This is a genomic window from Pseudomonas sp. S2_C11 (assembly GCF_054668395.1).
In genome coordinates, this window is the sequence record NZ_CP162765.1 from 3,487,349 (window position 1) to 3,506,695 (window position 19,347).

Genomic DNA, 19,347 nt, shown 5'->3' on the forward strand with positions numbered 1-19,347 from the left:
AACCTAGCGTCTACTTAACAGAGTCACTTTTCTAAACATCACGCATCAAACACTCCTCGCGCATCGCCTGCAAGACCAAAAGCAATATCACCAAGGCTGAAAATCACTACCACCCCAAAGAGCACTCAGCAATTTTTAAACAATAAAAATGCAATCCAACCAGCCAAATCATTGGACTAGATATTTCGCAAAACCGGAGAAAAAAATGAGTGACCAAGATCAAACTTTGGATACCCTGATACATGACTTTACTTCTATGGTAGAGACAAGCACGCTTATATTTGAAAAAAAATTTGGCACTCGGGACATTCGAAGGCTTTGGCATACCAGGGCGATAAAGCGTCGCGGGAGAGTCACTCGAGGCGTTAAATATGAACTGCACGGCATTGGCTGCCGCATTAATCTATCGACAGGAACTGTAGATTTTGACTATGGGCCTAATGGTGAAATCAATGGGTTTGACATTCGCCGCTTATACTTCTTTGCTTGTGAAAGACCATCTAAATATAGAAAATACTGCGACAAAAAAATAATCGAAAAAGAATTCGCCGAATACATAGATCTAAAAAAAATCAAGAAAATTTCCTTAATTAGCAACTTGTATATATGGACCAACTGAAAAAAAGAAGGAACAACGCTATTACAAGAAAAATTTGGCACTCGAAACATCCTAAGACTTTGGGGAGCGGCAAAATAGAAAGTTGCGGAGAAGTCATCGATGGCGTTGAATATGAACTACACGGCATAGGCTGTGCTATTCATTTTCCCACTGAATCAGTGGATTTCGATTACGGTTCGAATAACAGGATCGATGGTTTTGATGAGTGGCGCCTTTAAATGTACGCCACCGACAGACCTGAAGAGTACAAAAAATACACTGACATAAATTTTCTTGAGAGCGAGTTCAAGTCTTATATAGGCTCAGGCAGAATCAAAAAAATATCGCCCTCCGATGACCTCTATGAATTAATCGACCCGCCGGAAAACCTCTGAAAACGAGACTTAAGCGCCTGCTGACTCAGGCCATTATGGCAAAGTCCAACTCATAAAAAACTTCACTGATCACCTCAATCCTCTGAAAGAAAACGAGAGCATGGCTCGCAGATGACTAAGAAATATCCCGCGCATATTGTAGAGATCGACCCAATCATCGAAGAAATGGTCCTACTCAGCATCAACGGTGTGACTGTGAGATGCTTCGCAGGCCACTGCCCGTCAGTAATCGAAGTAGGTGAGACCTACTCAGCCGAGTTCGAAATGGTGCTGCCGGACGAAATAGACATCTCAAAATGTGATGGCAGCGAAACACGTGTCAAGATGATTGACAATGGTTTCTCATGCGATATCTACGGGCGCTTAGAAGGCAATACGCTCAAGTCGTTCGTCGAATTTGCGGATCAAGATATCCACTTCGATTTTCCGCACCTCAATGGTCAGTTTGTAAAAATCAGAGCACAAAGAATCGACGTCTCATTCTGAGGAACAGATTTTCTGTAGGGCCTGCGGAGTCAGGCCCTTAAACCATCATTCAAAACCTCAACCCCACCTCACTGCTCATCCCCATCCTCCTCATACTCCATATCCGCCTCATCCGCATCATTCAACGGCACCGGCGCATCATCCGTCACCGCTCCAGGATCTTCACTGCCCGGATCATTGATAAACGGCAGCCCATTAGGGCCCTTCTCTTCTTTGCCTTCGGTTTCGGGAGTCATGGCGCACCTCTTGAGCGTGTGGGATGTATCACTTTCGAAAAGCCCTATCGCCAATCGTTCCTCCGCCTGACGGCCAGACACAAAAAACCCGGCGCCAGGCCGGGTTTTCGTTGATCAATCAGCGATGTTTATTTTTGTGTTTGTTCTTGTGCTTGTGGCCACCGGAATGAGATCCACCGTCGTCGTCGCCAAGATTGTTACCTACCGCGCCGCCTGCTGCGCCGCCCAGGCCCGCGCCAATGGCGGAGCCGGTGGAGCCGCCGAGGCTGTTGCCGACGACCGAGCCCCCTGCTGCGCCAAGACCGCCGCCAATCGCGGCTTCGGTGCGGTTGCGTTTGTTCGCGCCGACGGCACTGCCGGCCGCGCCGCCAACACCTGCGCCGACCGCTGCGCCCGTACTGCCGCCAAGTTGTCCGCCAACCACATTACCCAGCGCACCGCCGAGACCACCGCCTACGGCAGCGGTGCCGTCTCCGGCCGCCATCGCGCCCTGCGCCACGACCAAGCCAAAAAACAGTGCAGATAATGACAATCGCATATGAACCTCGCAGTTCCCGAATCGGGACAGTCCGCCCAAGCGGGGCGTATGCAGATTGGAGATGATTTCTGACGAAACGTTCAGCCATGAAAAAGCCCGACATCGAGTCGGGCTTTTTCTGACAGGCCATCAGTCTCAGTGGCGCTTGTGACCTTTGCCCAGATTGCTGCCGACGGCACCGCCGGCCGCGCCGCCCAGACCTGCACCGATGGTGGCGCCGTTGCGGCCGCCCAGGCTGTTGCCGATCACCGAACCGCCGGCTGCACCGACACCGCCGCCGATCGCCGCTTTGGTGCGGCTGCCCTTGCGTGCGGCGACTGCGCTGCCCGCTGCGCCCGCAACGCCAGCGCCAATTACGGCGCCGGTGCTGCCGCCCATTTTCTGACCGACCACGTTACCCAGCGCGCCACCCAGGCCACCGCCCAGCGCAGCGGTGCCATCACCGGCAGCCATCGCACCTTGAGCAACCAGAAGGCCAAGAACCAGAGCAGGCAGTGTTAAACGCATGACGAAAACCTCAAATAAACGGGATGACGAAAAGGAGCGGGATTTAATGCGCTCGGCCCAGGAAAGTCCAGACGCAGGCGACAGCGTCGTTTGGACCGCGATCAGGGAAAAGGTTTTATGCCGGGCAAAAAAAAGCCCGCTGGGGAAACGGGCTGGAGACTTGCTTTCTAACGGATGGCTTCACACTACGTTGGCCAACGTGAAAAGTTTGTGAAAAAAAACCGACATTAATGTCAATGCTTGCCAGAGATTTCAAACCCCTATTCTTGCGCACATAAAAAACCCCGTTCAGTGACGGGGTACGGGATGAAATCACTTTCTGGTCCTTGCCGTGACCTTGGGTAGGAATTTCGCTTTCGGCCCTTTGGGGGCTGTGGATTTGATTTTGCCGATGCTCACCGGATCCTCGCCAAACCCCGACTGATACTCCGACTGACCGCAGCGCACACAATTGTTGAATGAAAACTCTGCGCCATCATCTTCGATAAATGGACCTGACATAGACTCTCCCCTACGCAACCGGGTCGACACCGACAAAACAGTTTTGCCTGGAAAATATCGCCCCTCAGCGCTTTTGAGACTAGCTGGTCACTACTGGACTTGCCGTTCAGAAAGGCTGATCACCGACGAATGGAAAAAAGCGTCGTGAACGATCATTCGCTAAAGATTTCCATCGAACGGCCGCTGCCCTTACTCCTACAAATGAATCTCAAGGAGAGATCATGCAGATCAATGGATTCCCGAACATGCCAGTCGTAAAACTCACGGACGAGCAGATCGCTGCCGGCAAGGCCGGTGCGGAAAAACTCAAGGAAAAGATCGCCTCGGGTGAAATCACCATCAAATACCCGGACAAACCGCTTCTCCAGCCGGGCGTCGTCTACCATCCCAGCGAGCCCGCACCATCGGCGCAGCCTGACGGGACACCGCCCCTCGTTGCCATCGATACACCGCTGACCTATGACGCAAGAGGTGCTGTGTTGCTCAAGCCACAAGGCTGATTGACGCGAAAAAGCCCATTCGTTGTGCGAGTGGGCTTTGCCTTGAACACAATGATCAACGCAGCTTCACCGCCGTTCCGGTGACAAACACCACGACCATGCCACCCTTGCCTGCCGGCATGCTGATCTCAAAATCCACGCCAACCACCGCGTCAGCCTGCAATGCCCGCGCTCGATCTTTCAGTTCGTCGGTTGCCTGAATACGTGCTTCTTTAAGAGCCCGCTCCAACGTCTGCGAGCGCCCGCCAAAGAAGTCGCGCATGCCCGCAAACATATCGCGGATCACGTTGACGCCCTGCACAGACTCGGCGCTGACGATGTCCAGATAGGCCGTGATCTGCCGCCCCTCGACGGAATGAGTGGTGGAAATGATCATGAAAGTCGTCCTTTTACTGCAAAAGTGAAGGCGGCGATTGTAACGCGGCACCAGATCTGGCCCGTGCCTCAATTGGATTTAACCACCCACAATTGATCCAGCTTCGTCGTAAAACTCGAACTCATCATCTCCCGCCGCATGCCCCAGGCCGGATCCGCCGGCACACTCCCCGCTCGCAACGTTCCATGCCCCCAGCGCTGATTGATCTGGTCGAGCACCCCCATCACCTTCTCCGCCGTCTGCGGTTGCGACTGGGAAAACAAGTCTTCGGTAAACTCTCCGGGCTGCCGAAGATCCATCAATAACACTTCAGCCTTGCTGTACTTGAAGCCCGGCCGGAACAATCGATCAACCGCCTCGCTCGCCACCTTGCTCAGCAATCGCACATCATTGGTCGGATAAGGCAACTCGATCAGCGCGCCATTGGCGTACTTCGCCTCTTCCGGATTGAACATGCCGGTGCGGATACTCACGCGGATCTTTTTGCACAGCGAACTCTGCGCACGCAGCTTTTCCGCCGCTCGATGCACATAAGTAGCAACGGCTTCCTTGATCGGCTCGATGGTAGTCAAACGGTTGCCAAACATGCGGCTGCTGCAGATTTCCTGCTTCGGCGGTTCTGTTTCCGACAGTTCCAGACAGGATGTGCCGCCCAGTTCGCGCGCGGTCTTCTCGATCACCACGCTGAACTTGCGCCGCAGTGTCCACGGATCGGCCTTCGCCAAGTCCATCGCACTTCTGATTTGCATGCTTTCCAGATGAGCTTTCATCCGCCGTCCGACGCCCCACACTTCACCGACATCGGTATTGCGCAACACCCAGTCGCGTTTGGACGGATCGCAGATGTCGACCACGCCGCCGGTATGCGCTTGCAGGCGTTTCGCGGTGTGGTTGGCGAGCTTGGCCAGCGTTTTCGTCGGGGCGATGCCGACGCCGACCGGGATGCCGGTGCGCTTATAAACAGCAGAGCGGATGGTCCGGCCAAAACCTGTCAGGTCCCCAGGAATGCCGCTGAGATCGGCGAACGCCTCATCAATGCTGTAAACCTCGACCGCCGGCACCATGGATTCGATGATCGTCATCACCCGTTCGCTCATGTCGCCGTACAACGCGTAATTACTGCTGAACACCTGAATGCCGTGGCGGCGCAGATCATCACGAATCTGAAAGTACGGCGCGCCCATTTTCACAAAAGGTTTGGCATCGTAGCTGCGCGCGATCACGCAGCCATCGTTATTGCTCAGCACGACAATCGGCGTCTTCGCCAGATCGGGCCGGAACACTCGCTCACAGCTGGCATAGAAGCTGTTGCAATCGATCAGCGCGAAAACCTGCTCACGATTTGCCATGGTCGCGCACGCTGTAAGTCACCACACCCCAGATCACCAGCTCATCCCCTTCCATCACATAGCGAGGCGGGTATTTGCTGTTGGCCGAAAGAAGAATGATGGTGTTGTCGCGCATGTGCAGGCGCTTGCAGACAGGTTCGGAGTTGAGACCGGCGATGACGATATCGCCGTGCTCGGCATTCAGGCTGCGATCAACAATCACCAGATCACCGCAAAATATCCCGGCGTCCTGCATGCTCTCGCCTTCGATCTTCGCCAGATAAACGTGCGGCGCACGAATATCAAAAACCTCGTCCAGAGAGATGTGCTTTTCAATGTGATCAGCCGCCGGCGAAGGAAAACCGGCGGGAATCCGAAACGAATACAGCGCAAGCTGTTCGCCCGCGCCTGACAAAGGGCCGAGGATGGTGACGCTCATGATACGAACCTGATAGTGAGTTTACTGTATGCGCATACAGTAAACTCGGGACGGTTCGGGGGGTCAATGAGGCGTGTAGGAGATTTCGACGGGTGACAGGGTTTTGTACAACTGCTGCCGAAATTGGGTTTCGCGGCTACGCGTGGACTTCACGATCGAGCACGTCTGCAACCCATTGATTGATGCTCTTGTGAGCAAGCTGCGCCTTTACAGCGACAGTCGCATGCAGCGCTGGTGCCAAACGCAGGCTCAGATTTCCCGAATAGGGTTTCTGCGGTTCGCGACCGAGCCTGGCGCAGGTTTCGAGATAATCAGTCACGGCCTCCTGAAACGCGTTTCGCAGTTCTGCCACCGACTCTCCATGGAATCCAACGACGTCCTTGATACCGGCGATGTGGCCGACAAAGAGGCCGTCTTCGTCGCTGTATTCAATCCGGGCGGCATAGCCGTTGTAGTTCATTACATTCACGGGATGACTCCTGCTTGCTCAAGGAAAGCCCGAGCGTCACGCACCTGATAGGGCTTCGCTTCTTTGTCTGGGTGGGGCCGGTGAAACGTCACGACCACACCGTTCAATTCAAAACGCACTCTAGAGCCGCTGCCTTCGATGGTCTGGGCGCCTACTGCGCCGAAGAGGGATTCCATACGAACCCACTCCAAGTTATTTGGGACCGGCCTTGAAAAAATAGCTTTAAGCGTGCCGAGCTGTTTGTTGTTCATGGTATTAGATCATGATACCGCGATAATAGGGCAACTGGGTCAAACCGCAATTACGAGGAGAAAGCCTGCTTTCTGCGGAAAACGTATTTCCTGATGGGATCGCTGCAGACTGGTACTGCATCAGGATAACGAGAGACTCAACGCGCGGTTGTAGGCGAATTCTGCGAGTTGTGTGAGGAAGAGCGACTTTTCCGTTTCCAGCAGGCAGTGCTCTTTTCCGAGTACCAGAATTGGGACACCGCTATATCAGCGCGGATATTCTTGGCGAGAAAAGGTGAAGGGCTCAAGGGAGCTGTGCGCTTGGCGCATCCATCCAAGGCACAAACAAACCGACACTGAGTCGGGTTATTTTTGATATTCACTTTTTGGGCTTTCAGAAACGCAAAACCCCTGAAAACTCTAAGTTTTCAGGGGTTTTGTCGTTTCAAATTTGGCGGTGAAGGAGAGATTCGAACTCTCGATACAGTTTCCTGTATACACACTTTCCAGGCGTGCTCCTTAAGCCACTCGGACACTTCACCGTATCTCTTCAGACATGTTCTGTCTGTCGAGGCGCGCTAATGTAGTCGAAAGCTTTTCCGATGGCAAACTTTTTTTCAGAATTTTCATGCGCTTAAGAGAGGCCGTTGCGTTCAGCCAGAGCGGACGATGGCAAACCTGCCAATCTCGGGTAAGCCGTGCGCTTCCTTTATAGAAGGCAACACGCGCGCAGCGCTGGCCGAAGCGCAAAACGGTGACTGGCAGGTCAGTCACGGCGCTTTACCTGGCCTGCGGCGGTGGGTAACGTCTGCCCATCTTTCTAATAAGGAATAGCGTCATGAGCGAGTTGATTGCCTACCACCTCGAAGACGGTATCGCAACCCTGACCCTGAACAATGGCAAGGTCAACGCGATTTCTCCGGATGTGATTGCGGCGTTTAATGCGGCGCTGGATCAGGCGGTGGCGGATCGCGCCGTGGTGATCATTACCGGGCAGCCGGGGATTCTCTCCGGTGGTTATGACCTGAAGGTGATGACGGCCGGTCCGAAAGAGGCCGTTGCGCTGGTGACAGCCGGTTCGACCTTGGCGCGCCGCCTGCTCTCTCACCCGTTCCCGGTGATCGTTGCTTGCCCGGGGCACGCCGTGGCCAAGGGTGCTTTCCTGCTGTTGTCCGCCGATTACCGCATCGGTGTCGACGGCCCGTTCAGCATCGGTCTGAACGAAGTGCAGATCGGCATGACCATGCACCATGCCGGTATCGAGCTGGCACGCGACCGCTTGCGGCGGTCGGCTTTCCATCGCTCGGTAATCAATGGCGAGATGTTCGATCCGCTAAGTGCCGTTGATGCAGGCTTCCTCGACAAAGTCGTCACTGCCGAAGAATTGCAGGGCGCCGCGCTGGCTGCCGCGCGTCAGTTGAAGAAGATCAACATGCTGGCGCACAAGAACACCAAGCTCAAAGTGCGCAAGCAACTGCTGGAAACCCTCGACGACGCGATCCTGCAGGATCAGCAACATCTGGGCTGACTCGTCCAAAATCTGCCGGTAAGAGAATAGCCCGACCTTGGTCGGGCTTTTTCTTACGTTCAGCGTTGAAGATTCGCTGAAAGCTCTAGGACGCGCCTGACAGGCAATGCTGAAACATGCGCTTAAACATCGGCCATCTCCGAACTCTATAGCGGCAATTGCCGAAAACAGTGCACATCCGTACACTGCGCCACCTTTTGTCCCGGTGGGCCTGCAAAAATGCTGTTCGCGTTTCGTATGTTGTTGATGGGCCTGCACTTTATTCTGGCCGGCGTGCTCGGCGTGATCCTTGGATTGTGCCGCCCGTTCAACCCGGACAACAGTCGACTGTGCGCCCGCCTCTACGCTTTGCCGGCGATGTGTATCTTGCGTTTGCGGGTCAAGTCAGAGGTCAACGGCTTGATGAACAAGCCCGACAGTTGCGTGATCATTGCCAACCATCAGTCCAACTACGATCTGTTCGTGTTCGGCAATGTCGTCCCCCGCCGCACCGTGTGTATCGGCAAGAAAAGCCTGAAGTGGGTGCCGTTGTTCGGCCAGTTGTTCTGGCTGGCCGGCAATGTGTTGATCGACCGTGGCAATGCGCACAAGGCGCGGCAGTCGATGCTGACGACGACCCACACCTTGCAGAACGAAGACACCTCGATCTGGGTATTCCCGGAGGGCACCCGCAACCTCGGTGAAGATTTGTTGCCGTTCAAGAAAGGCGCGTTCCAGATGGCGATTGCCGCTGGCGTGCCGATCGTTCCGGTGTGCGTGAGCAGCTATATAAAGCACATGCGCCTGAATCGCTGGCGCAGTGGCAACGTTCTCATACGTTCCTTGCCGGCAATTCCTACAGTCGGATTGACCATGGACGACATGCCCATGCTGATCGAGCGATGCCGCGAGCAGATGCGCGAGTGCATCGAATCGATGGATCGGCAACTGCAAGCCGCGTGAAACCAAACCCGCCCCGTGCGGGTTTTCTTTTGCCGGGTGAACTGTAGAAGTTTCACTGACTCTCAAGCAGCGACACGGCTAAGCTGAAGCCTAGTTTCCCTGCCATCTGCCAAGAAGAAGTGAATCACCACCATGGGTCGAGTTGTTGCTGCTGCGGTGTACAGCGAGGGTAAGAAAGTCTCCAATATTTCGCTGGACGAAGGTGCTGCCTGGGCCGCCAAACCCGGCCATTTCGTCTGGATCGGTCTGGAAGAACCGGACGCACAGGAATTATCCAACCTGCAACGACAGTTCAACCTGCATGAACTGGCCATCGAAGACGCGCTGGAAAAACACAGCCGACCGAAACTGGAAACCTTTGGTGACGCTTTGTTTATCGTCACCTACTCACCGGTCCGCGAAAACGGCGTTTTGCAATTCATCGAAACTCATATTTTCGCTGGCAGGGGTTACATCATTACCGCACGCAACGGCCACTCCGCGTCGTATGCCTATGTGCGCCAACGCTGTGAAGCGCGCCCGCTGTTGCTTGAGCACGGGGAGGATTTCGTCCTGTATGCGCTGCTCGATTTCGTCATCGAGAACTATCAGCCGGTGGGCGAAGCGATCCACGCCGAGATCGATGAGCTGGAGCGCAACGTGCTGTGCAGCGCTCTCAACGAGCGCGACATCCAGAAGCTGCACGGTCTGCGCCGCGATGTGGTGCGCTTGCGTCGGTACGCGGCACCGATGGTGGAGATCGGCGAGGAGCTGCAAAAGCTCAGTTTCCCGTTCATCGACAAGAACATGCGCCCGTACTTTCGCGATGTGCAGATTCATGTAACGCGGCAGATGGAAGACCTCAGTACGCTGGCGGACATTGCCAGCCAGACGATCGAGATTGGCGTGTTGCTCGAGGCATCACGGCAGAGCGTGGTGCAGCGCAAGTTTGCGGCGTGGGCGGCGATTCTGGCGTTCCCGACAGCCGTGGCGGGGATCTACGGGATGAATTTCCAGAACATGCCCGAGTTGACCTGGCACTACGGTTATTTTGCAGTGCTGGGGTTTATTGCGGTGGGGTGTGTGAGTTTGTGGGCGAGCTTCAAGCGGTCCGGGTGGCTGTAGCCGGGACCGCGTTGCCCCGGAGATTCGCGAGCAGGCTCGCTCCCACAGGGATTGTGGGAGCAGAGCCTTTTAGCGTTGAGCAGCTTCTGGCTTGTGCGCCACGAACCGCATCATCCACTCCGCAACCGTAGCGCCATGATGTTCCTGCTCAAGGCTGGCCATGCCTTTGCTGTAAATCTGCGGGCCCAGCGCTTCCTGGCGCAGATCGAGCAGCGCGCGGGAGTAATCGTGAATGAATTCCGGGTGACCCTGGAAGCACAGCACTTGATCGTTGATGTGATACGCCGCGAACGGGCAGAAATCGCTGGAGGCGATGACCGTGGCGTTTTCCGGAAGCTCGGTTACCTGATCCTGATGACTGATCAGCAGTGTCAGCTCTTCGCGCGCCGGGCTCATCCACGGTGCCTTAGCTGCCAGCTGATAGCTGTGAGTGCCGACGCCCCAGCCTTGGGACGCACGCTCACTCTTGCCACCAAGCAGTAGCGCCAGCAATTGGTGGCCGAAGCACACGCCGAGCAGTTTGTCGCCGCGTTCGTAGCGATTCAAAAGGTAGGTCTTGAGGGTCTGGATCCACGGATCCGTGCCGAACGAATCGGCCTTGCTGCCAGTGACCAGGTACGCATCGAAAGTCTCGTCGTCACTTGGGTAATCCCCTTTCACCACGTTATAGACAGTGAAATCAGCGGCGATCGGTTGCTGCGAGAACAGGCGCTGGAACATCTGCCCATAGCCCTGATATTGGTCAATCAATTCGGGCCGCAGGATGTCGGTTTCGAGAATGCAGATGCGCAGCGACATAAAAAATACCTGACACGTGATGGGAATAATGAACACCCCAGAGCCTGCCCTGAAACACCCGGCCAAGGCAAGCCCCGATATGCTCGCCAGCCCTAGAACATTTCACCTTTCGCCGCTTTGTCCAGCAGCAGCGCTGGCGGGGTAAAACGCTCGCCGTATTGCTCGGCCAGATACTGCGCGCGGGCGATGAAGTCCTCCAGGCCATACTGGTTGATGAACTGCAGCGCCCCGCCGGTCCACGCGGCGAAACCGATGCCGAAGATGGAACCGACGTTGGCATCCGCCGTCGAGGTCAGCACGCCCTCCTCCACGCAACGCACGGTTTCGATGGCCTGTACAAACAACAGACGATCACGCACATCCTTCGCAGAGATCTGTCCGTAGGCCTTCTCGAAGCGCGTTTTCAGCTCCGGCCACAAATGCTTCTGCGAGCCCGCTGGATACTCATAAAAACCGCCTCCGGCAGCTTTGCCCGGTCGCTTGAATTCATTGAGCATCAAGTCAATCACGGCGAAGGCCGGGTGCTCAATCAGCGGTTTCCCTTCAGCCTGTAGGTCCTTGGCCGTCTGTTGACGGATATGGCTCATCAGGCTGAGGGAAACTTCGTCGGAGATTGCCAGAGGCCCGACCGGCATCCCGGCCTTGCGCGCTTCGGTCTCGATCATCGGCGCACTGACACCCTCGCCGAGCATGGCGATGCCCTCGTTGGTGAACGTGCCGAAAACCCGCGAGGTGAAGAAGCCGCGACTGTCATTGACCACGATCGGAGTTTTCTTGATTTGCAGAACGAAGTCGAAACCGCGAGCGAGAGTTTCGTCGCTGGTCTGCGCGCCCTTGATGATTTCCACCAGCGGCATTTTTTCCACCGGACTGAAGAAATGCAGGCCGATGAATTTGCTTTGATCGGGCACGGCCGTCGCCAGGCCGGTGATCGGCAGGGTCGATGTGTTGGAGGCGATGACAGCGTCGCCACCCACCACCTGTTGCGCGGCGGCAGATACCTTGGCTTTGAGCTGGCGATCCTCGAACACCGCTTCGATGATCAGATCGCAACCGGCCAGATCGCCATCGCTTTCGCTCGCAACGATGCGCGCCAGCACCGCCTCGCGCTGTTCGACAGTCAGCTGGCCACGGGCAACTTTTTTATCCAGCAGCGCCGCGGAATGCGCCTTACCTTTCTCGGCAGCAGCGAGATTGATGTCCTTGAGGACGACTTCGATACCGGCCGAAGCGCTGACAAACGCGATGCCCGCGCCCATCATTCCGGCGCCGAGCACACCGACTTTCCGGGTTTTATAGGGCGCAAAACCTTGCGGCCTGGAACCGCCGGCGTTGATTTCGTTCAACTGGAACCAGAACGTGCCGATCAGGTTTTTCGAAATCTGCCCGGTCGTCAGCTCGGTGAAGTAGCGGGTTTCGATCAGGTGCGCGGTGTCGAAACCGACCTGAGCGCCCTCCACCGCCGCGCATAGAATCTTCTCCGGCGCCGGCAGGGTGCCCTGGGTTTTCGCGCGCAGGATCGACGGCGCAATCGCCAGCATCTGCGCCACTTTCGGGTTCGATGGCGTGCCGCCAGGGATCTGATAGCCCTTCACATCCCAGCGCTGCCCTGCCGTCGGATTGGCGAGAATCCACGCGCGCGCCTTGGCCAGCAGCTCATCGCGATTCGCTGCCAGTTCATCAATCAGCCCGGCCTGCAACGCCTGTTGCGGGCGCACCTTCTTGCCTTCGAGCAAGTACGGCAGGGCTTTTTCGATACCGAGCATGCGCACCATGCGCACCACCCCGCCGCCGCCCGGCAACAGGCCCAGCGTCACCTCCGGCAAACCGAGTTGCACCGAGGCATCATCCACAGCGATGCGATGGTGGCAGGCCAGACAGATCTCCCAGCCGCCGCCCAACGCAGCGCCGTTGATCGCCGCGACCACCGGTTTGCCGAGGGTTTCCAGGCTGCGCAATTGCGCCTTGAGGGTCAGCACCATGTCGTAGAAAGCTTTGGCTTCGGGTTTGCCGACCTTGATCAATTCATTGAGGTCGCCGCCGGCAAAAAAGGTTTTCTTCGCGGAGGTGATGATCACTCCGGCGATGCTGTCCTTCTCCGCTGACAAACGAGCAACGCAAGCGGCCATGGCCTCGCGATACACGGCGTTCATGGTGTTGGCGCTCTGGCCCGGCATGTCCATGGTCAGCACGACGATACCGTCCTGGCCTTTTTCGTAACGAATGGCTTCGCTCATAACAGGGTTCCTTGAAGTCGGGGCTCAGAGGCGTTCGATGATGGTGGCAATGCCCATGCCGCCGCCGACACACAGCGTCGCCAGGCCGTAGCGCAAGTTGCGCGCTTCCAGTTCATCAAGCAGGGTGCCGAGGATCGCGCAACCGGTGGCGCCCAGCGGGTGGCCCATGGCGATCGAGCCGCCGTTGACGTTGACCTTGCCCGGGTCGACGGCCATGTCCTTGATGAATTTCAACACCACCGAAGCAAACGCTTCGTTGACCTCGAACAGATCGATGTCCTCCACGCGCAGTCCGGCCTTGGCCAAGGCTTTGCGGGTCGCCGGCGCTGGGCCGGTGAGCATGATGGTCGGATCTGTGCTGGTGACGGCCGTGGCGACGATACGCGCGCGTGGCTGCAGCCCCAGCGCGCGGCCCTTGGCTTCGGAGCCGATGAGCATCAGCGCCGCACCGTCGACAATTCCGGAACTGTTGCCCGGCGTGTGCACGTGGTTGATCCGCTCGACATGGCTGTAGACCCGCAACGCCGTGGCGTCGAAGCCCATTTGCCCGATCATTTCGAAACTCGGCTTGAGCTTGCCCAGGCCCTCGAGGGTAGACTCGGCGCGGATGAACTCATCGTGGTCAAGCAGGATGATGCCGTTCTGATCCTGCACCGGCACCAGCGACTTGTTGAACGAGCCGTCGGCCCGCGCTCGTGCGGCTTTTTGCTGGGAGTGCAGTGCGTAGGCATCGACATCCTGCCGGCTGAAGCCTTCGAGGGTGGCGATCAGATCGGCGCCGACGCCTTGCGGAGTGAAATGGCTGTGCAGGTTGGTCTGCGGGTCCAGTGCCCAGGCGCCGCCATCGCTGCCCATCGGCACCCGCGACATCGACTCGACGCCGCCGACCACCACCAGATCCTCGAATCCTGAGCGCACTTTCATCGCGCCAAGATTCACCGCTTCCAGACCCGAAGCGCAGAAACGGTTGATCTGCACACCGGCGACGCTGACGTCCCAGTCGGCCACTTGCACCGCCGTCTTGGCGATGTCCGAACCTTGATCGCCGATCGGCGTGACGCAGCCGAGGACGACGTCATCGACCTGACTGGTATCCAGCGCGGTGCGCGCCTGCAAAGCGCTCAGCAAACCGGCCACCAGGTTGACCGGCTTCACGCTGTGCAGCGCGCCATCGGCCTTGCCTTTGCCACGCGGAGTGCGTAACGCATCGAAAATCAAAGCTTCAGTCATGACGTCCTCGAACCTGATTCATTGTCACTTCACTTTCGCCCTGCGCCGACTGGCAAGCAATGACCACATTGCTCAAAGCGCTTGACGCACACGCTCAGACGGACGGTCATCGGACCTCAGGTGAACCGGTTCAGGTCGTCGAGTTGTCTAGCCAGCGGGCGGCAAAGAAGCTGGCAATACGCCTCATGCCGTTTTAAAAGCTTTTTTCAAGATCCCCATATGAAATGGATCTAAGCGAAGAGTGACGCGGGCTCTAAGGTGAACATGTACGCCATCGTCGTCGGGTTTTGCCGAGACGGGCGTGCTTCAACAGGAAGTGCAACGCGTGCCGTCAGGGAAATGCAGTCAGGCATGCATCAGGAAATAACAATAAAGGCGGTCAAGCCATGTTCAAACAACCGAAAGTACGTCAAGCAGGACTCATTCTTTTCGCCACCACGCTGTTGTTGATCTTGCCGAATCTGACCAAGGTCATCGGCTGATTCAAACGTCGCGTGCTGTATATCGCCAATGAAAATGTGACTGGCCCGCTACCCGGGCCAGCGTGGTTGTGCCAACCTTTGCGCACTTCCTCGACATGGACGGCGATCATTTGAAAACGCTCATTGCGCTCGGTGCCTTGCTGCTGAGCTTGCCCTTGTCCGCCGCACAACTGGATCTGCAGTTGGGCGCAAACAGCCGCACCTGGCAGACCGAAGAGCTGCTCAAGCATCCTCAGCTGCAAACTCTCACGATCAACAATGATGTTTCCTATAAGAAGGACATGACCTATCAGGCCGTGCCGCTGGCCGCATTGCTGACGGGGGTCAAGCCGGAGGATCACTTGCAGGCGGTGGCGCTGGATGGCTTTGCCGCAGAGTTGGCCGCCGCGCCCTTGCTGAACAAGGACGGCGCGCGGGCATGGCTGGCGATCGAGGATCCGGCGCAGCCGTGGCCACCGCTGTCTGCCGGCAAGCACAGCGCCGGGCCGTTCTATCTGGTCTGGACCGACCCGCAGGCCGGCAATATCAGCCCCGAGCAGTGGCCGTTCGAAGTCGCCAGCATCAAGCTGATGGCGCCGGTGGCCCAACGCTTTCCTGCCCTGCTGCCCGATCCTGCCTTGAAGGCCGATGATCCGGTGAACCAGGGTTTTGCCCTGTTTCAAAAAAACTGCCTGGCCTGTCACCGGTTGAATGGTGCCGGAGACGCGCAGTTCGGTCCGGATCTGAATATTCCGTATAGCCCGACCGAGTATTTCGGGGCGGATTTCTTGAAGCGCTACATCCGCGATCCGCAGAGTTTGCGTCAGTGGCCGCAGGCGAAGATGCCGGGGTTTTCTGCTGAGGTATTGCCGGATACAGATCTTGAAATGCTGGTGGGCTATCTCAAGCATATGGCCGGGCGCAAAGTTAAGCCGTAAGCCTTAGGGTGTTATTACTGGCCTCTTCGCTGGCAAGCCAGCTCCCACAGGGTATGCGCAGAGTTCGAATCAGCGGTCATCCTGTGGGAGCTGGCTTGCCAGCGATAGCGGTATCCCGAATCTATTGTTGCTGCACGGAAATAACCGGTGTCGGCGAGACGAACACCTTCGCATGCATCTGCTCGCAGCCACCGCCCCGGCGCATGCCACGGACCGGGCAGGCATCGAGATAATCCAGGCCCACCGCCAGCTTCAGGTGTCGCTCCGGGCGCGCCAGCTGGTTGGTCACGTCGAAGCTGTACCACGCGTCATCCAGCCACGCTTCCGCCCAGGCATGACTGGCCAGATGCTCGCAATCTTCGCTGTACAGATAACCCGACACGTAACGCGACGGCACCCCGAGACTGCGGGCGCAGGCTAGGAAGGCGTGGGCATGATCCTGACAGACCCCGGCCCGACCGGCGAAAGCTTCGGCGGCGCTGGTGTCGACTTCAGTCGAGCCCGGCGTGTAGCTCATGTGCTGATTCAACCCGTGCATCAAGTCGATCAGCGCGGTGCGATCACGCCGTTGCTTGCAGTTCTTCTCGGCAAACTCGCGCAAGGCTTCATCGGCTTCGGTCAGGCGCGTGAAGCGCAGGAACGGCAGCGCCGACTGGCTCTCATGTTCGGCCTCGCGCAATTCGTCGATATCGACCTGCCCCCGGGCGCCAATGATGATCGCTTCGTGCGGCTCGTCCATGGTCAGCACATGCAGGATGTTGCCGAACGGATCGAGCTGCGCACGCACCGGACGCGGCAAGTCGAGTTGCCAACTGAGGACATGCTGACGCTCGCTGTCGTGGGGTGTCAGGCGCAGGTACTGGATGCTCGCGCGCACCTGATCTTCGTAGTGATAGGTGGTCTCGTGGCTTATGGAAAGTCTCATGCAGCCTCCAGATAGGAACTGTGAATGGCGTTGCCCAACTGGCGCACCAGCGGGATGAATTCGGTCAGCCAGGCGTGCAGGCCTTCTTCGAGAATTTCGTTGATGCCGGTGTAACGCAGGCGCGCATCCATTTCCGCCGCCAGGCGTTGTGCCGGGCGGCCGTTGGCGCCGGGCAGTTGCGCGAGGATCTGGTCAATCTCTTCTGTACAGGCACGCAGCGAACGCGGCACATCGGCGCGCAACAGCAGCAATTCGGCGACATGCCGGGCGCCGGGCGCGTCGCGGTAGATTTCGGTGTAGGCCTCGAACGACGACAACGCCCGCAGCAGCGCACTCCACTGGTAATAAGCGTGCGCGGTGCCATCGCTGACCGCTTCGGCCTGATCGCCGGCCATTTCGTAACGCGCATCAAGCAGGCGCAGCGTGTTGTCCGCGCGCTCGATAAACGTGCCCAGACGAATAAAGCGAAACGCGTCGTTGCGCATGATCGTGCCGTAAGAGGCGCCGCGAAACAGGTGCGAACGCTCCTTGATCCATTCGCAGAAACGACTCATGCCATAGCGGCTCAAGCCCTGTTCGGCGATGCCGCGAATTTCCAGCCAGGTCGCGTTGATGTTTTCCCACATGTCCGCAGTGATTCGCCCGCGCACGGCATGGGCACTGGCCCGCGCTGCACCAAGGCAGCTGTAGATACTGGCCGGGTTGGCCGCGTCCAGTGCGAAGAAATGCAGCAAGCGTTCAGCGTGCAGGTCGCCGTGGCGTTCAAGGTAATCGTCCAGGGTGCCGGTGATCAGCAACGGCATGGCGAGTTCGTGCAGACCGTCGCCGCGCCCGTCCTGCGGCATCAGCGACAGCGAATAACTGATGTCGAGCATGCGCGCGAGATTCTCCGCACGCTCCAGGTAACGCGACATCCAGTACAGATCCGAGGCAGTTCTACTTAACATGGCAAGCTTCCTTCAATCCTCGACTACCCAGGTGTCCTTGGTCCCGCCGCCCTGGGAGGAGTTCACCACCAGGGAGCCTTCACGCAACGCGACACGGGTCAAACCGCCAGGCACCACACGGGTTTCGCGGCCGGACAGCACGAACGGACGCAAGTCGATATGGCGCGGCGCGATGCCGTTTTCGACAAAGGTCGGACAGGTCGACAGCGACAGCGTCGGCTGCGCAATGTAGGCATGGGGTTTGGCTTTGATGCGCTCGCGAAAGGCATCGATTTCCGCCGTCGTCGCGGCCGGTCCGACCAGCATCCCGTAACCGCCGGAGCCCTGGGTTTCCTTGACGACCAAATCCGCAAGATTGGCCAGTACGTGGGACAGCTCGGACGGGTTGCGGCATTGCCAGGTCGGCACGTTTTTCAGAATCGGTTCTTCGTCGAGGTAGAAACGGATCATGTCGGTGACAAACGGGTACACCGATTTATCGTCGGCCACGCCGGTGCCGATGGCGTTGGCCAGCACCACGTTGCCGGAGCGATAGGACGACAGCAGCCCCGGCACACCGAGCATCGAGTCCGGGTTGAACGCCAGCGGATCAAGGAATGCGTCGTCGAGGCGGCGATAGATCACATCGACCGCTTTCGGGCCATCGGTGGTGCGCATGAATACCTTGTCGTCACGCACGAACAGATCTGCGCCTTCCACCAGTTCAACGCCCATCTCCCGCGCCAGAAATGCATGTTCGAAGAACGCGCTGTTGAAGCGTCCCGGCGTCAACACCACCACGCTCGGGTTGTCGATCGGGCTTGAGCTTTTCAGGGTGTCGAGCAGCAGATTGGGATAGTGATCGATCGGGGCGATGCGCTGGGCGGAGAACAGTTCGGGGAACAGGCGCATCATCATCTTGCGGTCTTCGAGCATGTAGCTGACGCCACTGGGTGTGCGCAGGTTGTCTTCGAGAACGTAATAAGTGCCATCGCCATCGCGTACCAGATCGACGCCGGAGATATGCGAGTAGATGTCGCGGTGCAGATCCAGGCCCTGCATTGCCAACTGGTATTGCTCGTTGGCCAGCACCTGTTCGGCGGGAATAATCCCGGCCTTGATGATGCGCTGCTCGTGGTAGAGGTCAGCGAGAAACATGTTCAACGCCTTGACCCGCTGGATGCAGCCGCGCTCGACAATCCGCCATTCACTGGCGGGAATGCTGCGGGGAATGGTGTCGAACGGAATCAGGCGCTCGGTGCCCTGCTCGTCGCCATAGAGCGTGAAGGTGATCCCGGCCCGGTGAAACAACAGATCGGCCTCGCGGCGGCGCTGCGCGAGCAGCTCGTCGGGCGTCTCGGCCAGCCAGCGGGCAAATTCCCGGTAATGCGGGCGGACCAGGCCACCGGCATCGTACATCTCGTCAAAATAGGTGCGGATCATGCCGTACTCCTTGTCACTCCGGACATACAGGCCTTCGCAAGGCCCGTGCCATCGGCATAAACGCTTTGATTTCAATCGGTTGTAGATCCACGCCGAACGCTGCGCACCATTCCTGTGCGGCAAATGCCCCGGCCCGATTGCCCCCGCTTCATTGCGACGCACTGCATCGCCTATCACCAGCATAGTCAGAGTTGATTTCACTGCCCGGCCGC

At 57.6% G+C, this 19,347-nt stretch carries 24 protein-coding genes and 1 tRNA gene; 8 read left to right on the forward strand and 17 right to left on the reverse strand.

The genetic code is table 11. From position 1 onward, the window contains the following. Positions 1-205: 205 nt before the first annotated feature. The 3 genes from AB4N48_RS15670 to AB4N48_RS15680 all read left to right on the forward strand — a co-directional run bounded on the left by AB4N48_RS15670 (position 206) and on the right by AB4N48_RS15680 (position 1,479). A complete protein-coding gene (locus AB4N48_RS15670) occupies positions 206-619 on the forward strand; it encodes a DUF6896 domain-containing protein (protein WP_217851032.1) in 414 nt (137 codons plus the stop codon). Next, positions 607-837, forward strand: a complete 231-nt coding sequence (locus AB4N48_RS15675) for a DUF6896 domain-containing protein (RefSeq protein WP_406228628.1) — start codon at positions 607-609, stop codon at positions 835-837. Before AB4N48_RS15670 ends, AB4N48_RS15675 begins: the two co-directional genes overlap by 13 nt. A gap of 267 nt (positions 838-1,104) precedes the next feature. Next, positions 1,105-1,479 carry a hypothetical protein gene (locus tag AB4N48_RS15680; protein ID WP_460093899.1) on the forward strand — a complete coding sequence of 125 codons (375 nt, stop codon included), beginning with the start codon at positions 1,105-1,107 and terminating at the stop codon, positions 1,477-1,479. 68 nt (positions 1,480-1,547) lie between these two features. Here the strand turns inward: AB4N48_RS15680 and AB4N48_RS15685 are convergent, their stop codons facing one another. From AB4N48_RS15685 to AB4N48_RS15700, 4 genes are all read right to left on the reverse strand, one after another. Then, positions 1,548-1,715 carry a hypothetical protein gene (locus AB4N48_RS15685; RefSeq protein ID WP_282387937.1) on the reverse strand — a complete coding sequence of 56 codons (168 nt, stop codon included), beginning with the start codon at positions 1,713-1,715 and terminating at the stop codon, positions 1,548-1,550. Positions 1,716-1,833: 118 nt separating this feature from the next. Further along, positions 1,834-2,253, reverse strand: a complete 420-nt coding sequence (locus AB4N48_RS15690) for a YMGG-like glycine zipper-containing protein (protein WP_024012287.1) — start codon at positions 2,251-2,253, stop codon at positions 1,834-1,836. Positions 2,254-2,388: 135 nt separating this feature from the next. Next, positions 2,389-2,760, reverse strand: coding sequence for a bacteriocin (locus AB4N48_RS15695; protein ID WP_123418714.1), 372 nt, complete (start codon positions 2,758-2,760; stop codon positions 2,389-2,391). A gap of 312 nt (positions 2,761-3,072) precedes the next feature. Further along, complete coding sequence (locus tag AB4N48_RS15700) at positions 3,073-3,261, reverse strand: hypothetical protein (protein WP_024012286.1); 189 nt, start codon at positions 3,259-3,261, stop codon at positions 3,073-3,075. A 221-nt stretch (positions 3,262-3,482) separates the two neighbouring features. Between AB4N48_RS15700 and AB4N48_RS15705 the strand changes: the two genes are divergently transcribed. Next, positions 3,483-3,761: a hypothetical protein gene (locus AB4N48_RS15705; RefSeq protein ID WP_016773802.1), complete on the forward strand. Its 279-nt coding sequence runs from the start codon at positions 3,483-3,485 to the stop codon at positions 3,759-3,761. 55 nt (positions 3,762-3,816) lie between these two features. On the opposite strand, the gene AB4N48_RS15710 is transcribed toward AB4N48_RS15705, so the two are convergent. From AB4N48_RS15710 to AB4N48_RS15740, 7 genes are all read right to left on the reverse strand, one after another. Beyond that, the gene (locus AB4N48_RS15710) at positions 3,817-4,137 is read right to left on the reverse strand and encodes a YbjQ family protein (RefSeq protein ID WP_016773801.1); all 321 of its coding nucleotides are present in this window, start codon (positions 4,135-4,137) and stop codon (positions 3,817-3,819) included. A 68-nt stretch (positions 4,138-4,205) separates the two neighbouring features. Beyond that, complete coding sequence (locus tag AB4N48_RS15715) at positions 4,206-5,486, reverse strand: Y-family DNA polymerase (protein WP_252885632.1); 1,281 nt, start codon at positions 5,484-5,486, stop codon at positions 4,206-4,208. After that, complete coding sequence (locus tag AB4N48_RS15720; protein ID WP_041479371.1) at positions 5,473-5,904, reverse strand: LexA family protein; 432 nt, start codon at positions 5,902-5,904, stop codon at positions 5,473-5,475. The genes AB4N48_RS15715 and AB4N48_RS15720 overlap by 14 nt, the downstream gene beginning before the upstream one ends. Before the next feature lie 136 nt (positions 5,905-6,040). Continuing rightward, positions 6,041-6,373 carry a type II toxin-antitoxin system HicB family antitoxin gene (locus AB4N48_RS15725; RefSeq protein WP_256811932.1) on the reverse strand — a complete coding sequence of 111 codons (333 nt, stop codon included), beginning with the start codon at positions 6,371-6,373 and terminating at the stop codon, positions 6,041-6,043. Further along, the gene (locus tag AB4N48_RS15730; protein ID WP_256811930.1) at positions 6,370-6,624 is read right to left on the reverse strand and encodes a type II toxin-antitoxin system HicA family toxin; all 255 of its coding nucleotides are present in this window, start codon (positions 6,622-6,624) and stop codon (positions 6,370-6,372) included. The genes AB4N48_RS15725 and AB4N48_RS15730 overlap by 4 nt, the downstream gene beginning before the upstream one ends. 431 nt (positions 6,625-7,055) lie before the next feature. After that, positions 7,056-7,145 (reverse strand) — tRNA-Ser (locus AB4N48_RS15735). Further along, on the reverse strand, positions 7,141-7,377 hold the full coding sequence (locus AB4N48_RS15740) for a hypothetical protein (RefSeq protein ID WP_460093903.1): 237 nt from the start codon (positions 7,375-7,377) through the stop codon (positions 7,141-7,143). Before AB4N48_RS15740 ends, AB4N48_RS15735 begins: the two co-directional genes overlap by 5 nt. A gap of 64 nt (positions 7,378-7,441) precedes the next feature. Here AB4N48_RS15740 and AB4N48_RS15745 point away from each other — a divergent pair, with 64 nt between their 5' ends. The 3 genes from AB4N48_RS15745 to AB4N48_RS15755 all read left to right on the forward strand — a co-directional run bounded on the left by AB4N48_RS15745 (position 7,442) and on the right by AB4N48_RS15755 (position 10,177). After that, the gene (locus AB4N48_RS15745; RefSeq protein ID WP_423664442.1) at positions 7,442-8,131 is read left to right on the forward strand and encodes a crotonase/enoyl-CoA hydratase family protein; all 690 of its coding nucleotides are present in this window, start codon (positions 7,442-7,444) and stop codon (positions 8,129-8,131) included. 219 nt (positions 8,132-8,350) lie between these two features. After that, complete coding sequence (locus tag AB4N48_RS15750) at positions 8,351-9,073, forward strand: lysophospholipid acyltransferase family protein (protein ID WP_460093905.1); 723 nt, start codon at positions 8,351-8,353, stop codon at positions 9,071-9,073. 132 nt (positions 9,074-9,205) lie between these two features. After that, positions 9,206-10,177: a magnesium and cobalt transport protein CorA gene (locus AB4N48_RS15755; RefSeq protein WP_122612025.1), complete on the forward strand. Its 972-nt coding sequence runs from the start codon at positions 9,206-9,208 to the stop codon at positions 10,175-10,177. A 69-nt stretch (positions 10,178-10,246) separates the two neighbouring features. Here AB4N48_RS15755 and AB4N48_RS15760 read toward each other — a convergent pair whose 3' ends face one another. The 3 genes from AB4N48_RS15760 to AB4N48_RS15770 all read right to left on the reverse strand — a co-directional run bounded on the left by AB4N48_RS15760 (position 10,247) and on the right by AB4N48_RS15770 (position 14,442). After that, on the reverse strand, positions 10,247-10,975 hold the full coding sequence (locus AB4N48_RS15760; protein WP_375123333.1) for an amidotransferase: 729 nt from the start codon (positions 10,973-10,975) through the stop codon (positions 10,247-10,249). Positions 10,976-11,067: 92 nt separating this feature from the next. Continuing rightward, positions 11,068-13,212 carry a 3-hydroxyacyl-CoA dehydrogenase NAD-binding domain-containing protein gene (locus AB4N48_RS15765; protein WP_460093908.1) on the reverse strand — a complete coding sequence of 715 codons (2,145 nt, stop codon included), beginning with the start codon at positions 13,210-13,212 and terminating at the stop codon, positions 11,068-11,070. 24 nt (positions 13,213-13,236) lie between these two features. Then, positions 13,237-14,442, reverse strand: a complete 1,206-nt coding sequence (locus AB4N48_RS15770; RefSeq protein WP_041479365.1) for an acetyl-CoA C-acetyltransferase — start codon at positions 14,440-14,442, stop codon at positions 13,237-13,239. 577 nt (positions 14,443-15,019) lie between these two features. Between AB4N48_RS15770 and AB4N48_RS15775 the strand changes: the two genes are divergently transcribed. Next, positions 15,020-15,841, forward strand: a complete 822-nt coding sequence (locus tag AB4N48_RS15775; protein ID WP_252878162.1) for a c-type cytochrome — start codon at positions 15,020-15,022, stop codon at positions 15,839-15,841. 121 nt (positions 15,842-15,962) lie between these two features. On the opposite strand, the gene AB4N48_RS15780 is transcribed toward AB4N48_RS15775, so the two are convergent. Genes AB4N48_RS15780 through AB4N48_RS15790 form a run of 3 tightly spaced genes read right to left on the reverse strand, consistent with a single transcriptional unit; the run spans position 15,963 to position 19,135 of the window. Next, entirely contained in the window at positions 15,963-16,766 is an 804-nt protein-coding gene (locus AB4N48_RS15780; RefSeq protein ID WP_095180819.1) for a transglutaminase family protein, read from the reverse strand. Next, positions 16,763-17,713, reverse strand: coding sequence for an alpha-E domain-containing protein (locus AB4N48_RS15785; protein ID WP_016773788.1), 951 nt, complete (start codon positions 17,711-17,713; stop codon positions 16,763-16,765). The genes AB4N48_RS15780 and AB4N48_RS15785 overlap by 4 nt, the downstream gene beginning before the upstream one ends. A 12-nt stretch (positions 17,714-17,725) precedes the next feature. Then, on the reverse strand, positions 17,726-19,135 hold the full coding sequence (locus AB4N48_RS15790) for a circularly permuted type 2 ATP-grasp protein (protein ID WP_056784066.1): 1,410 nt from the start codon (positions 19,133-19,135) through the stop codon (positions 17,726-17,728). Between the last annotated feature and the right edge of the window lie 212 nt (positions 19,136-19,347).